The organism is Enhygromyxa salina (genome assembly GCF_002994635.1).
GTDB lineage: Bacteria > Myxococcota_A > Polyangia > Nannocystales > Nannocystaceae > Plesiocystis > Plesiocystis salina_B.
In genome coordinates, this window is record NZ_PVNL01000135.1 from 285,728 (window position 1) to 300,719 (window position 14,992).

Genomic DNA, 14,992 nt, shown 5'->3' on the forward strand with positions numbered 1-14,992 from the left:
GACGTCCGACAGTCCGCCCGCGCGTGCGAGCGCGGGTCGAGTCGGTGTCCAACCGGGAACAGGGCCGCCCCGGTCTGGCGGACGGCGCTCACTCAGCGCTGAAATGGCTCGAGATCCATGTAGCGATCGCGCAGCTGCGTCTGCCGGGACTTCATGTCGAGCTCGTGCCCGCGCACCCACACCCGCTCGGCCGAGGTCGAGAGCTCGAACGGATCGGCCCCGTCCCAGACTACCAGGCTGGCGACCTTCCCGACCGCGATCGTGCCGTACTCGCCGTCCATGCCGTAGGCCTTGGCGACGTTGAGCGTGATCGCCCGGAGCGCGGCGGCGTGCGAGAGCCCGTTGGCGACGGCGATCCCCGCTTCTTGGGTGACGTTGCGGGCGTTGTGGCTGTCAAAGTGCGCGATCGCGACAATCACGCCCGCATCGTCGAGCAGCTTCGCGTTGTCGAGCCGCGCGCCCAGGGTGTCGAAGCTGCCGGGCAGGTTGTCGGTTGGCTGGATCACCACGGTGACCTTGGCCGCGGCGAGCTCGCTGGCGACCTTCCAGCCCTCGGCGGCGCCCAGGATCGTGATCGAGATCGACAGCGACTCGCCGAGCTCGATCAGCGCGAGCAGATCGCTGGCCCGATGCGCGCGCACGACCAGCGGGATCTCGCGGTCGAGCACGGGCCACAGCGCGCGCAGATCCAGCGGATGGGCGACCAGCTCGCGGGACTGGTTGCGCTCATAATTACGCTGGTTGTCGCGGTACCACTTGGCGTCCTCGAACGCCTGGCGCAGCTGCGCGAGCGAGGCCGCGCGCGAGCCCGCGTAGGCCCGACCGAAGTTGGCGGCCACCGACACGCCCGCGGCCGCGACGATGTTGGCGTGATCCCCGGGGAGCAGATCGATCCACGCGACCTGGCCCGAGAGCAGCCCACCCTGGGGCGCGACGGCGGCCGTGGTCACGCCCTCGATCGCCTGGATCGAGATCAGGCTGGAGTCGGCGTTGACCGCCGGGGCCGGATCGTAGCCGGCCTTGATCGGGCTGGAGTCGGTGCGCGCGTCGTCGTGGGTGCTGTCCTCGGCGCCGATCTCGATCAGGCCGATCGAGGTGTCCGCGGCGATCAGCCCGGGGGTGACCAGCTTGCCCTGCAGATCCACGGTCACCGACTTGGCGACGTTGGTGATCGCGGTGGCCTCGACCCGGACGATCTTGCCGTCCTCGATCAGGATCGATCCACCCTCGATCACGGTGCCGTCGCCGACCTCGATCCTGGCGTTGGACAGGATCAGCTTGTTGGACACCTCCGGCTGCTCGGCGCGGGCGGGGTCGGCAGGTGGGGCGGCCGCGAGCGCGGCCGGGGTCAGCGCGGGCACGACCAGTAGTGAGAGCGCGAGGCTCAGGTTGATCGCGCGGTTCATGGCGCACCTCGCAGCTCGTCGCGCAGGCCCAGGTCGAAGTCGGATCGCGGGCGGCTGTTGGGCCCGCGCTCATAGACCTGCTCGCCGTCGATGAACACCAGCTGGGCCTGGCTGTAGACGCTGAACGGGTCGCCGTTCCAGACCACGAGATCGGCGGCCTTGCCCGGCTCGAGCGAGCCGGTCCGATCGTCGACGCCCAGCGCCCACGCCGGGTTGATCGTCAGCCACCGCAGCGCCTCCTCGTCGCTGATCTCCACGCCGGCCTTGCGCCCGGCAAACAGGGCCTTGCCGGCCTCCTGGTTGAGTCGCTGGATCCCGGTCGCCGAGTCCGAGTGGATGATCGCCCGGGCCCCCGCCTGGGTCACCATCGCCGCGTTCTCGCGCACCCCGTCGTAGGCCTCGACCTTGAAGCCCCACCAGTCGGCCCAGATCGAGACCGCGGTGTCGGCTGCGGCGAGCCGGTCGGCGATCTTGTAGGCCTCGACCGCGTGGTGAAAGCTGCGGATCTCGAACCCGTAGCCGGCCGCGAACTCGAGCATCAGCGACATCTCGTCGGCGCGGTAGCAGTGCATGTGAACGAGGATGTCGCCGTCGAGCACACCGACGAGGGTCTCGAGCCCGAAGTCGCGCGCGGGTGGTTCGGGGCGCTGCTTCTCGTCGCGCTTGACCTCGGGCTCGCCGTCCTGGGTTTTTGGGGCGCGGCGCGAGTTGGTCTCCCCGACCTCCCACAGCGCGAGCTTGCGCCGGTAGGTGTCCCACTTGCGCTGGTACTCGACCGCCTCCTCGAACGCCTTGCGGTAGCCGGCGACGTTGCCCATGCGCGTGACCGGGCCGCCCTTTTGCCCGTAGACCCGCTTGGGGTTCTCGCCGCAGGCCATCTTGAGCCCGGCGGGTGCGCCCTCGAAGCGCATGTCTTCGGCCGAGCGCGCGCCGGGGCGCAGCTTGATCGTGAAGCTGCGGCCGCCGATCAGGTTGGCGGATCCGGGCAGGATCTGGGCGGTGGTGATGCCGCCCGCCAGCGCGTGGGCGAGCTGAGGATCCTGCGGCCAGAACCCGTCTTCGGCCCGGACGTGGGCGGTGATCGGGGCGCTCATCTCGTTGCCGTCGCTCAGGCCCGACAGGTTCGGGGATGGGTACACGCCCATGTGCGAGTGGGTGTCGATGATCCCCGGGGTGACCACGGCGTCGGGGCCGAGCTCCATCACGGTCGCGCCCTTGGGGGCGGTGACGTCGTCGGGGGAGCCGACCGCGACCAGATCGGCGCCGACGAACAGCACGGCGCCGGGCGAGTAGCTGGTTCCGGTCCCGCTCATGACCTTGCCCGCGCGCAGCAGCACGGCCTCGCCTGGCTCGTCGGGCTGCTCGATATCGCTAGCAGCTTGCTCGTCGGCGCCCTCGCTGGGGTCGGTGGGCGCCGTGGTGGTGCTCCTCGGCTTGTCGCAGCCGAGCGTGAGCGCCAGCGTGAGCGCGGGCAGCAGCGGCCACAGGGCCTTCTTCGATCGCATGGCGGCGAAGCTACGCTGGTAGACCGGTCGACCGCAACACACGACCGGCGGCACTGTCGCAGGGCACCCGCGCGCCGCTACAGATCCTTGGTTTGCGCGTGGCCGCTGATGATAAAATGCGCCAATGGGACGTGTTCGCTCGCTGGTCTTCGCTGTGTGCTTTCCGCTGCTCGCAACCGCGTGTCCCTCGAGCGACGGGGGCGAAGGATTCAACACCTTCGCGACCTTCCCCGGTGACACGACCGGCGACGGCGACGGCGACGGCGACGGCGACACCACGGCGACCAGCGACACCGGCACCGACACCGGAGGCAGCTGTGGCGATGGCGTCGTCGATCCCGGCGAGGAGTGCGACCTCGGGGCCGGCAACGCCGAGTCAGCCAACTGCACGCCCAACTGCACGATCGCCGCGTGTGGTGACGGCTTCGTCTACGAGGGCCTCGAGGCCTGCGATGACGGCAACACCGACAACACCGACGCGTGCGTGCAGGGCTGCGCGGTCGCAACCTGCGGCGACGGGTTCGTCCAAGCTGGCGTCGAAGAGTGCGACGACGGCAACGACAACGACGCCGACGGCTGCAATTCAATGTGCCTGCCCGGCAGCTGCGGCGACGGGGTCGTCCAAGACGGCGAGCAGTGCGACGACGGCAACCGCGACACGACCGACGACTGCCCGGCCTGTCAGCTGGCGTTCTGCGGCGACGGCTTCACCAAGGCCGGCGTCGAGGAGTGCGACGACGGCAACATGCTCGACAATGACAGCTGCATCTCCGTGACCTGCACCAACGCGATCTGTGGCGACGGTCACCTGCAAGAGGGGGTCGAGGGCTGCGACGACGGCAATTTCGACGACTCCGATGTTTGCCCGGGCAGCTGCCAGGACGCCTACTGCGGCGACGGCTTCGTGCAGGAGGGCTTCGAGAGCTGCGACGACGGCAACAACGTCAGCGACGACGGCTGCGACGCCATGTGTATCGCCGAGTGCGGCATGGACTGCTGGGGCGAGTTCGGCTGCCTGACCGACGGCGGCCGCTGCATCCGGTTCTCGTGCCGGGCCGGCGACGACGGAGCCGACTGGTGCGACAGCTGCATGGGCTGGAACGAGGTCACCTACGATCAGTGGCTCAACCAGGGCTACTGCGAGGAGGTGATCGCCAAGTACCGCGACGAGTACGCCTACGCGACCGCGTGCGGCAACGGAGCCAGCTGCTGCGAAGGCCAGAACAACTGCGGCGGAGGCGACAATGCCTGGCACTTCATGAACGGAAATAGCAACTACTACACGGGTCCGTGCCTCGGCTGTCAGGGCGCCGCCAACTGCACCTACTGGAACAACGCCTACACGGGCAACTACACGCGCATCAGCGTGTGCGAGAAGAACTAATCCACGAGCGGCACGCCAGCACAGCGCCCAGTGTGCGGCAGTGCCCGGGACCAGCTGCGTGCCGGGCTACGAATCCATCCAAACGCGCGTATTGCCATGAGTAAGACCCACGCTAGCTTCATCTTGCTGTCGCTGCTGACCGGGATCGCCTGCGGGCCGGCGGGGATCACCGCGCAGACGAGCACGGACGAGACGGACACGAGCTCCGCCGAAGTCACCGCCGAGTCGAGCAGCACGGACCCGGAGCCGACGAGCACGACCGAGACCTCGTCCACGGACGACGGCACCGAGACGTTCGGATTCGTGCCCGACTACGACGGCGCGACGAGCCCGGCGTCGTGCGACATGTTCATGCAAGACTGTCCCGACGGCGAGAAGTGTGTGCCCTATAGCAGCACGGGCGGCAGCTGGGACGATCACAAGTGCGTGCCGATTCTGGGCGATCAAGCGCCGGGTGAGTCATGCACACTCAGTGATATCATGGAAGCCACCGACAACTGCGACGCCATCAGCTATTGCTGGGACGTCCAACTGGTGGACGGCGAGCCGGTCGGGACCTGCGCTGCATTCTGCACGGGCACGCCCGACGACCCCAAGTGCCCGCCGGGGAGCGCGTGCCTGATCTCGGGCGATAGCACGATCACGCTGTGTATCTTCACGTGTGATCCGCTGGTCCAGGACTGCGACCAGGGCCTGGCGTGCTACTGGGCCAACGACGACTTCAACTGTATCTTCACCACACGAGACATTCCGGCCGGTCAACCTTGCGGCTTCATCAACGACTGTGCGCTCGGCCTGATGTGTGTGTCTGGGGAGTCGCTCCCAGATTGCGCGGGCTCGGCCTGCTGCTCGCCATTTTGTGCCCTCAGCTCGGGCGACGCATCGTGCGCGGCGGTGCCCGGGACCAGCTGTGTGCCCTTCTTCGACGTAGACCCACCGCCGAATTACGAAGACGTCGGAATCTGCGTAGTGCCATGATCAGGATCGAGCCGGTAGCCTCGATGCGCTTTGCCGGCTGCTGCTCTTCGCGCGCCACGAACAACTCGTATGCGGCCACCTCTCCGTCGGTCGGCGGGCAGTGGATCCGCTCCGCCCGGCCAACCCAGACCTCGAAGCCCGCGACCTGGCCGTAGCCACCGTCCGGCAGTCGACGTCGCCGAAGGCCAGCGCGACCCGCTCGAGGTTGCTTCCGCCGCCCCCCCATGGGGCGACGTAGACGCCAATCGAAGACCTGCCGTCCAATCGCTTCGCCGAGCCTGCGACATCGCCCGCTGCCGGGGGGTTGACGGGTGCGGGAGCTCGGGCGACGAATCACCACCGTGCCGCCGCAGATCACAATCGTGGACCCCTGGCATTGGCTGACCGAGACGGGCGCGCTGCCGCTCGAGCCCCGCTTGCGGTCGCGGGTCCTTCGGGTCGCGCAGTGCATCGAGGCGGGCGGCCCGCTGCCTGTGGGACACACTCGCCAGACCGTCATCCCTTGTCGTCGGCGTCCAGATGGACACGCTTGCCCGGGCCTGCTGTGGGTCGTCAAGGAAGTGAGCGAGTCCATCCATGCGTTCTGCCCGAGCTGCCACGCGGATGAGTTCTTGATCCACAACTGGCAAGAGACGGACTGGGCGGGCGGGCCGATGGAGCCCGTACCGGTCGAAGAGGTGTTCGGGGTCTCGCAGGAGTCGGTGACCGACCCGCGGGATCAGCCGGCCCAGCGCGTGTCTGAAATGACCGACCCGGTCGAGGATGACCCACTCGCCTCGGTGCTGGCGGCGATCGGCTCCTCGATGAGGGCCTCGGAGCTGCGCCACATGATCTCGACCGCCGAGAGCCCGATGGCCGTGATCAACACGGTCCTCGAAGGACTCGCCAGGCCACCCAAACAGGCGTCCGTGGAGCGGTTGTTCCCGGTCCTGATGGACGCCTGGAACACGACCGCGCGACCGGAGCTCGGCGGTAGGACGCCGCACCAGGTCCACCACGAGGCACGACCCAGCCCGTCGACCCGATTCGCCTGCTCAACCTCGCGCCGGTGACCGCGAGCATCCTGTTCGAGTAGGTCGTGAGGCCTCGCTCAGGATGGATCGTAGCTGCTCGGCAGCTCCCAGCGATCCGTCGGGAACTGGTAGTACAGCGAGTAGTCCGGATCGTAGCTATCCACGTAGGACAGCGCCGGCACGGCAGCCCAGCTCGCCTCGTTGAGCGCCTGCTCGCGCAGCATCCCGAGGTGGACCCCGAAGCTGTCGGTAAACCCGAGGCTCGCCCAGGCGACGCGCATCTCGACGAAGCCGCCCGCGCTGGCGACGTCCTCGCTGCCGGCGATCGGGCCGAAGCCAGCGTCGACCCAGGCGTCGCCGTCGAACCCGAGCGCGCCGCCGTAGTCGTCGCTGGCCTTCCAGCGCAGGTGCCAGGCGGCGTCGAACGAGAGCGTCGGCTGCTGCGTGTTGTAGACCACGCCGGTCGTGGTGCTGGTCTCGCCGCTGACATAGGCGACGAACCAGGTGTTTGAATCGTTGCCGGCGAGGTCGGGGCTGTCCATGCCCAGGTACAGGTAGGTCGCGTCCCAGGCGATGTAGCCAGTGTGGCCCAGGGTCGAGCTCATGAAGGTCTCGCCGACGGCGAAGTCGTTGATGCCGTCGATCACGATCGTGTGGGCGTAGATGACCGCGAAGGTGTCGCTGTCGAAGGGCGCGAGCATCGGCGCGCCGCCGGCGTCGGTCACGTCGGCGAGGACCCGAATGCCGTACTCGGTGCTGTGTTGGAGGCCGTCGGCGGGGTACACCGTGAAGCTCAAATCGTCCCCGGTGCTCGGCTGAGCCTGCATCTGAACGCAGGTTGCGAACGCATCGCGCGAGACCTGGATTGTGCCGGAGCAGCTGTCGTCCGCCGTGTTGGTCGTGACGGTCTGCGGATCCATGGGCTCGCTGAAGATCACTTCGACGCCGACAGCCGGGTTGACGACCTCGCCCGGCGCGGGGGTGACCGCGACCACGAAGGGCGCCTCATCGCCGTCCCCGTCCCCGTCTCCGTCTCCGTCTCCGTCTCCGTCTCCATCTCCGTCTCCATCTCCATCTCCATCGCCGTCCCCATCCCCGTCGCCTTCCCCGTCTCCATCTCCATCCCCGTCTCCATCTCCGTCCCCATCTCCATCTCCATCCCCATCTCCATCTCCGTCCCCATCGCCATCTCCATCCCCATCGCCATCTCCATCCCCGTCGGTCTCGGTGACGGTCGACGGGTCGTCGGTCGTCTCGGTGCTCGTCTCGCTCCCCTCGTCGGCGGTCCCGTCGTCGTGACAACCCGAACCGAGGGCGAGCAGAAGGAGGGGCGAGGACGCGCGGACCGACCAAGTGAAGCGAGACATTCCGCGATACTACTGATGTTCGAGGGTGGGGGGAAGCAGAGCTCTCGACTTCAGCCCTCGGCGTGATCGGATGACCTTCTAGAGCCGAGGTGCGCTACGAGCCACCGGTCGCTTCGAGCACGGCGAGCGTGGCTACGAATTGAACCTCGAGCGCGATCTCGATGGCGCTCTTCGGCTGTTGGACGACAGCTTCACTCGCGCTCGTGCGTGGGCTCGACGAGGTGTTCACCCTCGAGTTCGGGCCGCTCCATGCGGGGCCGAAGACCGAGCGACTCGACGACGGTTGCACGTCGTGTGTCAGGTCGGCCACGGAGACGATCGACGAATGGCGCAGCGAAGCCTTCGAGTGAATGGCAGCAGCCACACCCACAGGCTTCACCTGGCCTGCACACCGGTCGCCGCCAGCACCGCGGTGTCGAGGATGACGCCCGCCGATGCAAAGGCGGCAAGCCCTGAGGCGTTTGCAAGCGATCAGGAGTGGAAGTATAATGCCACAGATGACGCAAGGGATATGCGATGTTTTCTCGATCCTGCCTTCAGACCTATTTTCTTGCGACACGCAAGGTCTCCCATTACTACACCCCCTATACCAAGCGGTGGTCCCCCGCGATGCTCCCCTTGAAAAACAGCGACAGCAATTTGCAGAGAATAAAGAAAGCACGCGTCAATGTGCGAGCCAATGAGCCAGTCAAAGCAATTGCACGCATGATGATGACCGCGTGTTATGTTGCAGCGGTGATATTTGACATTCTACTCTTCGTGCCGCGAGTGGTGGCAGGCAAGCTGTCACCAGTTAAGCGGCCGCCTGCGCCACCAGAGCGCTACAACATGGATCCCGAGGAAGAGGCCGCCCTGAAGCAAGCCATCGAGGACTCGCTCGAGGCGTGCTCACAAAGGCACCAATGGTATCTGACCGCGGACTGCAAAAAGAGAACCCTGGACCGCACCTTTCGCTACTACTGCCGAAGCAAGAGGTACTATGCCCCCGTCCTTTTGCTGTGGGCCGACTACCTCCTGAAGAAGGCATCGCTAGAAAAAAGGAAGCTATGCTTCCTCGCCCGCGATGGCATCCCACCCTATGAAGTGGCGAAGATCCTGCTGAAAAAATACCCTGAGCGCTACCCAGAGACAACAGAGGATCACTGCAAACTACTATGGATCTCGCGCGAGGTGGTCGACAGAGCATATGGAAAAGAGAAAAAATACAAGAAGTCAATTCTAAAGAGGTATCTCAGACAAGTCGGCATTGACGACGCCGACACCTGGCTATACATCGACACCGGCTGCACGGCGTCCCGCAGGCACAAAATTCTCGACATGCTTGGCCTCGACTTCTACAACACAACGTTTATCTATGAATTTTTGACATCGAGAAATTCGACGATCAACGGATTCCTGGATTCAAATTCCTACGCCCTTCCAGGGATTTGTTTCCCCATGGCAAAACAAGCCAACTACTGGCTCGAGGACACCCATCAGACCAACAAGAAGCGCGCGCGCACGCTCTTGCCTCGCGGCGATCGCCTCGTCCCCTCCTCGGAGGTTGTCGACAACGGCACGCATGGAGATCTCATCGGCGAAATGACCGACAACCCAGAGGAGTTCATGCTGCGAAAGTGGAGCTTCCGAAGCCTCCTTGACTTCGCACATGACACAGATCCTCACGAGTGCGTCTTTGAGGAGGCGCGCGCCAGGCTGAACTATGTATTGCTAGAAATTCAAAAGGGCAACATGGAGACATACCTCACACACAACTAAGATGAGCGCGTGAGACTGGGTGAGAAAGAAGGTTGTTGTGCGCTACAGGAGCGGTCGAGTTGACAATTTCTTCAGGTCCACTGTCTTCGAGCCGTTTGCACGTGGCATCGCCTCGTTTGTTGCCTCGTCCCTCGACGACTGCCCGGCGCTGAAACATGCTCACGATCAAGGCAGGGAAGGCAGAACGCCCTTTCAACGAAAAACTCTATCATTACTACGCCACATTCACCGACAGCGCCCGCCGTCATTCCACCAGCGAGAGGTCAATCGCCGGTATTTCAGCACGACAATCTCCCTCTTGCGTGAAGCGCTGCGCCATCTTCCAGCGCCACCTGGTGACACGCTGACCAGGGAGTGCCTTGCCTTCATTGACAGCTTCCTTGCTGCCAAAATAGAGCGCATCTCCCTATATCGCCCTGGCCTCGAGTTTCTCAGGCAGAAGATGGCTCCCTCAAAGCGACACCTGCTGGACCTCGACTGCGACATCGACATCGTGGATCGGCTGTGTGACGTCTGGGAGAGCGTCAATGATCGCTGTCAACACTCTGGAACCGTCACCGGCCTCTATGACCCTTTGCTGCTGGGAAATCCAACTTTTTCGTACTACACCTGCGCCCTTTCCTCGGGCGCATCACTGACAAACGTACGACTCCCCTGCGTTGTCAGCGACAGGAGGCAGGGGGAGAGAGGTGAGCTTGTCGACGGGTGCATTGCTGAAGAATTCCAGCGCTACCTGGCGGACAAGCGGTATCTGTATGTCAACTTGATGAAGAGGCGAGTGCCTGATGTGTCCGAGTCATTCCGAAGCGCATGCATTGAGCGACATCATCATGCGCAGCCCACATTTCTCCCTTGCTCGCTCGCGTGCAATTCTTCGCTCTTCCATCAAAGAAGGCAGTTCCGGCGCTCCTCGAGCGCAGCGCAATTCCGCAGGCGATTCTTGCGGCATATAGCGGGGAAGACCTTCCATGTGTCCATCGCCGCCCTGCACAGGACGTGGCGAGAACGCTGCGCGGACTTGTTCAACACCGTCCATCGGCACTTTTATGACACCAAGAATGAGCTGAACAGGGACGAGAGGAAGGTGTTTGTGGTACTTTTCTACTGCCTGCTGATTGATGAACTACTGACCAGCGGCCGGTCGGACCACTTCTCATTGGTCTGCAAGGACAACATGGATCGCGGCGGCATGATGAACGCGTTGTTCTACGTATATCTGCTGCTGAAGAACCAGAGAGAGCTGACCCCGCACCAGCGCCTCGACCTTGTCTTTCTCGTCTTCGTCCCGGCGCTTCTCGTCTCGAACCGGACGATTCGGGAGACGTATTTTTGGCGACTGAGGGAAGCGTTGCGCCTGCTCCTTCGCAAGGGCATTCCTCAGGGAGGGCTGCAGGTACAGGCGGTCACCATGAAAAGAGACAATGGATAGGCGGCGATAGGCGGCGATAGGCTCCTGCCAGCTCACAAACGGTCGGCATGGCTCGAGCGATTCCATGGACCTTCGACGGAGTCGAAGCGGATGGAGAATCACCCCTCGAGTTCGAGCTCGAGCCGCGAGTCGAGCAGCCGGCGGACGCTGAGGTCGAGCCGGCTCCCGAGCGCACCGACGACGCTGTCGAGCTCGTGGCCGGGCACGCGGGCGGCGAGGGCCTCGCGGACCGCCCCGAGCAGGGTCAGGCGGGCCTGCTCGAGCCACACGAAGATGGTGCTGCGGTGGACGGCGTAGAGCTTGGCGAGCGCGTCGGCGGAGACCTGATGCAGGTAGCGCTGGCGCAGGAGGTTTCGTTGACGGGCGCTGAGGGCCGCGACGGCGGCGGTGAAGGCTGCCTGCAGCTGCGGGCCGTAGGCGCCGCGCAGGTAGTCGAGCTCGAGATCGTCGCCATCGCCGATCTGGTCGAGCAAGGCAGGGCCGGCGTTGTCGAGCTTGGACGGGCGGCGCGAGAGGTCGATGACCATGCGCGCGGCGGTGACCCGGACCCAGGCCTTGAGCGAGCCCTGGCCGCGATAGCTGAGGATCTTGGCCCGGCGTTCGGGCTCGGCGACGACGAGGCGCAGGAGCACGAGCTGGCGAAACTCGTCGGCGTTCAGGCCGAGGCCCGGGCTGCGGGCGATCACGCGATCGAGCTCGGGCCCGCAGCTGCGCTCGAACCAGCGCAGGGCCTTGCGATCTCCGCGGGCGCAGGCGGCCGCGAGGTAGAGGTCGGCGACGGCGAGCCTGGCCAATGACGCGAGCGCGGACTCGAGGGTCTCGGCTTGCTCGACGACCGTCGCGAGGGTCGCGGCGAGCAGCGCGAGATCGGGGCTCGGATCGAAGGCCACGTCGGCTTCGAGCGCGGCGACGATCCGGGCGAGGTGCTCGTCGAGGGCCGGCGCGGCCGCGAGCTCGCCGGCCCTCGCCGAGGGCTCGAGTGCGGACACGAGCAGCTCGCGCAGCGGGGCGCGCATCAACGCTATGTACCACGGCCGGGTTTGGATCCGGGCGACGCCGTCGGGTAGGTTCGCGCGTGTGAGCCCGTGTCCGGAGCCGTGGCAGCTCGAGGGCCTGTTCCAGGCCACGCTCACGCGCGAGGACCGGAGCGCCGTCGAGCGCCACATCGATGGGTGCGAGCGCTGCTCGGTGACCGTCGCCGAGCTCGCGCGGTTGTTCGGCTCGGCGACCTGGGGGCCGGGCTCAGGCTCGGGCTCGAGCTTGGGTTCCGGCTTGGGTTCCGGCGGCTCGACGGGTGCGCGCGGCGGGCCGGACTCGGCCGAGTTCGGTCGCTACCGCCTGGGTCCGCGGCTCGGCGCCGGCGGCATGGGGATGGTGTTCGAGGCCGAGGATCTCGAGCTGCATCGCCGCGTCGCGCTCAAGATCCTCTACGCCGACCCGGGCGCCGAGCTCGAGCAGACCCGGGCCCGGCTGATGCACGAGGCTCGGGCGATGGCTCGGACCGCCCACCCCAACGTGGTCGCGGTCTACGAGGTCGGCCGCGTCGCTGAGCAGGTATTCCTGGCCATGGAGTTCGTCGAGGGCGCGACGCTCACGCGCTGGCTCGCGAGCCAGCGTCGGCGCGCCGAGATCCTCGCTGCGTTCGTGCAGGCCGGGCGCGGGCTCGAGGCCGCGCACGCGACCGGGCTCGTGCACCGCGACTTCAAGCCGGACAACGTGCTCGTCGGCGGCGACGGCCGGGTCCGGGTGACCGACTTCGGGCTCGCGCTCGCGGCCCGCCGCGTCGCCGAGCCCGACGGCGCGGCGGCGTCCGCCGACCTGCTCGCGTCGACGCAGCTGCCGAGCGAGCGCGGGGCGATCGTCGGGACCCCGGCCTACATGGCGCCGGAGCAGTGGCAGGGCGAGCCCGCCGACGCGCGCAGCGATCAGTTCTCGTTTTGCGTGGCGCTCTACGAGGCGCTGCTCGGGGTCCGGCCGTTCGCTGGCGACAGCGTCGCGGCGCTCGCCAAGACCGTGCTCGCGGGCCGCCTGCGGGCGCCGCCGCGTCGCCTGCCGCGGTGGTTGGAGGCCGTCTTGACGCGGGGCCTCGCCCGCGAGCCGGCCGCACGGTTCGTGAGCATGGCCGAGCTGCTCGCCGCGCTCGAGCGTGATCGCAGCGCGCCCGCCCGGGCGCTCGCGTTCGTCGGCGCGATGGGGCTCGTCGCCGCGGCGGCGGTCGGCGTGTTCGCATGGGCGACGGGATCGCCGAGCCCGGAGCCGGCGGCTGCGGCCGCGCCGGAGCCCAGCTCGAGCTCGCCCGATCGGGTCGAGCCCGTTGCGACCGAAGAGGGCTGCGGCGCCGCGGCGATCGCCGACGCGCGCGGACGCTGGACGGCGGCGCGCCGCGACGCGCTGCGGACCCACGTCGCGGCGATGGACGGCGGGCAAGCGATCATCGCCGCGCTGCTGCCCGTGCTCGACGGCTGGGCTGCGAGCTGGACGGCGCAGGCCGGGCGGCTGTGCGACGCCGCGACCGAGTCGAGCTCGCGCGAGGCGAGGCGCGGCTGCCTCGACCATGCGCTCGACCGGTTCGACGCGACCGTGACGCTCGCCGGCGAACTCGACGGCTTCGAGGTCGCCGGCGCGCTGCAGACCGCGGCCCATCGCCTGCCCGAGCTCGCCCGCTGCGAGCATGAGGGCTGGCTGCGCCTGCACCGGGTGGCGCCGCCGGTCGAGCTCGCCGCCCGGGCCACGCTGCTCGGCAAGGAGCTCGCGGCGCTCGAGGCCGCGATCGATCTCGAGCGCTGGGTCGGGACCCGCGAGCAGGCCGAGCGCACGGTCGCGGCCGCCGAGGCGCTCGCCTACGCGCCGCTGCTCGCCGAGGCCCAGCTCGCTCAGGGGCGGCTGTATGCGCTGCTAGGTGAGCCCGAGCTCGCCGTCGCCTCGCTCGAGGCGGCGGCCGTGACCGGCGAGGCGGCGGGCCACGAGCGCACGGTCGGGCTCGCGGCGCTGGCCCTGATCGACCAGCGCGGCGCCGCGCAGCTGCAGCTCGAGGACGGCAAGCGATGGTCGCGGACCGCCTCGGCGCTGGCTGATCGAATCGGCGATCCAAGCTTTCGCGGGCAGACGCTGCTCGCCGAGGCCCGGGCGCTCGCGGCCGTGGCCGAGCACCGCGAGGCGCTCGACAAGCTCGCCGAGGCCGAGCCGCTGCTGCGCGAGCGCTTGGCCGCGGACCACCCGATTGCGATCGAGCTCGAGCTCGCCCGCGCCGACGCGAGCCTGGCCACCGCCGAGCCCGACGCGGCCGAGGCCGCGGCCAAGCGCGCCGAGCAGCTCGCCCTCGCCGGGCTCGGGCCCGAGGCGTTGATCACCGCGCGGGCCAAGGCCGCGCTCGCCGAGGCCGCGCTCGCCCGCGGTCAGCTCGACGCCGCCGAAGCGCTCGCGCGCGCGGCCAGCAAGATCCCCGGGGTCGGCCGCTCGCGTCGGCATGATCTCGATCGCGGCCGATATCTGGTCTTGCTCGGAGACATCGCCGAGGCCCGGGGCGATCACGCGGGCGCGCTCGAGCACCACCGCCGGGCCGAGACCTTCCTGCACGACGGGGCCGAGGCCGCGCTGCCGCTCCTACACCAGGCGGCGACGCAGCTACGCGCGGGCGAGCTCGAGGCTGGGCGTGCGCTCGCCGAGGCCGGCTGGGCCCGGATCGATGCGGTCTGGGAGCCCGAGGAGCCGCGCCGCCTCGCCGGCCTGCGCCTCGTCGGTCTGGCCGCGCTCGCAGCCGGCGAGCTCCAGCTCGCTCGCGCGGCCCTCGAGCGCGCCCGGACCCTCGCCGACGAGCAGCTCGGCTTCGGCCCGCAGCTCGCCCGCGCCCAGGCCGATCTGGGCTACCTCGAGCGCGCCGCCGGGAACCGCGAGGCGGCCCTGGCTCTGCTCGACGACGCCTACGTGGGCCTGGTCGCCGGCTTCGGCCTCTACCACCCCGACGTCGTCGAGCTGTGCCTGGCCCGCGCCGACCTGGCCTGGGAGCTCGGCGACCACAGCTACGCCGCGGGGCTCTACGGCGCCGTTCAACGCCAGCTCGTCGCGCAGCGCGGCGCCGACGATCCGGCGAGCGCGCGCGCGGCCTCGCGGCGCTGAGAAAAAACTCGAAAAAAGTTCGTCGGGGCGCCCGAC

General features: G+C 67.7%; 11 protein-coding genes. 7 read left to right on the forward strand and 4 right to left on the reverse strand.

What is annotated here, in order from left to right; genetic code table 11:
- Positions 1-92: 92 nt before the first annotated feature.
- A complete protein-coding gene (locus ENSA7_RS35410; protein ID WP_106093834.1) occupies positions 93-1,406 on the reverse strand; it encodes an amidohydrolase family protein in 1,314 nt (437 codons plus the stop codon).
- Positions 1,403-2,911, reverse strand: coding sequence for an amidohydrolase (locus ENSA7_RS35415; protein WP_181234423.1), 1,509 nt, complete (start codon positions 2,909-2,911; stop codon positions 1,403-1,405). Before ENSA7_RS35415 ends, ENSA7_RS35410 begins: the two co-directional genes overlap by 4 nt.
- Positions 2,912-3,035: 124 nt before the next feature.
- Between ENSA7_RS35415 and ENSA7_RS35420 the strand changes: the two genes are divergently transcribed.
- From ENSA7_RS35420 to ENSA7_RS35430, 3 genes are all read left to right on the forward strand, one after another.
- Entirely contained in the window at positions 3,036-4,295 is a 1,260-nt protein-coding gene (locus ENSA7_RS35420; RefSeq protein ID WP_106093835.1) for a DUF4215 domain-containing protein, read from the forward strand.
- A 96-nt stretch (positions 4,296-4,391) separates the two neighbouring features.
- Positions 4,392-5,273 carry a hypothetical protein gene (locus ENSA7_RS35425; protein ID WP_106093836.1) on the forward strand — a complete coding sequence of 294 codons (882 nt, stop codon included), beginning with the start codon at positions 4,392-4,394 and terminating at the stop codon, positions 5,271-5,273.
- A 560-nt stretch (positions 5,274-5,833) separates the two neighbouring features.
- Positions 5,834-6,325 (forward strand): hypothetical protein, encoded by a 492-nt coding sequence (locus tag ENSA7_RS35430; RefSeq protein ID WP_146158512.1) that lies wholly within the window; start codon positions 5,834-5,836, stop codon positions 6,323-6,325.
- 38 nt (positions 6,326-6,363) lie between these two features.
- Here the strand turns inward: ENSA7_RS35430 and ENSA7_RS35435 are convergent, their stop codons facing one another.
- Positions 6,364-7,653 carry an Ig-like domain-containing domain gene (locus ENSA7_RS35435; protein ID WP_106093838.1) on the reverse strand — a complete coding sequence of 430 codons (1,290 nt, stop codon included), beginning with the start codon at positions 7,651-7,653 and terminating at the stop codon, positions 6,364-6,366.
- Positions 7,654-7,856: 203 nt separating this feature from the next.
- Here ENSA7_RS35435 and ENSA7_RS44555 point away from each other — a divergent pair, with 203 nt between their 5' ends.
- From ENSA7_RS44555 to ENSA7_RS42770, 3 genes are all read left to right on the forward strand, one after another.
- Positions 7,857-8,003 (forward strand): hypothetical protein, encoded by a 147-nt coding sequence (locus ENSA7_RS44555; RefSeq protein ID WP_181234424.1) that lies wholly within the window; start codon positions 7,857-7,859, stop codon positions 8,001-8,003.
- Positions 8,004-8,262: 259 nt separating this feature from the next.
- Positions 8,263-9,411 (forward strand): hypothetical protein, encoded by a 1,149-nt coding sequence (locus tag ENSA7_RS35440; RefSeq protein WP_146158513.1) that lies wholly within the window; start codon positions 8,263-8,265, stop codon positions 9,409-9,411.
- Positions 9,412-9,709: 298 nt separating this feature from the next.
- Positions 9,710-10,840, forward strand: coding sequence for a hypothetical protein (locus ENSA7_RS42770; protein WP_146158514.1), 1,131 nt, complete (start codon positions 9,710-9,712; stop codon positions 10,838-10,840).
- Positions 10,841-10,938: 98 nt separating this feature from the next.
- Here ENSA7_RS42770 and ENSA7_RS35450 read toward each other — a convergent pair whose 3' ends face one another.
- The gene (locus tag ENSA7_RS35450) at positions 10,939-11,856 is read right to left on the reverse strand and encodes a hypothetical protein (protein ID WP_106093841.1); all 918 of its coding nucleotides are present in this window, start codon (positions 11,854-11,856) and stop codon (positions 10,939-10,941) included.
- A gap of 61 nt (positions 11,857-11,917) precedes the next feature.
- On the opposite strand from ENSA7_RS35450, the gene ENSA7_RS35455 reads away from it, so the two are divergent.
- Complete coding sequence (locus ENSA7_RS35455; protein ID WP_181234425.1) at positions 11,918-14,956, forward strand: serine/threonine-protein kinase; 3,039 nt, start codon at positions 11,918-11,920, stop codon at positions 14,954-14,956.
- Positions 14,957-14,992 lie beyond the last annotated feature (36 nt).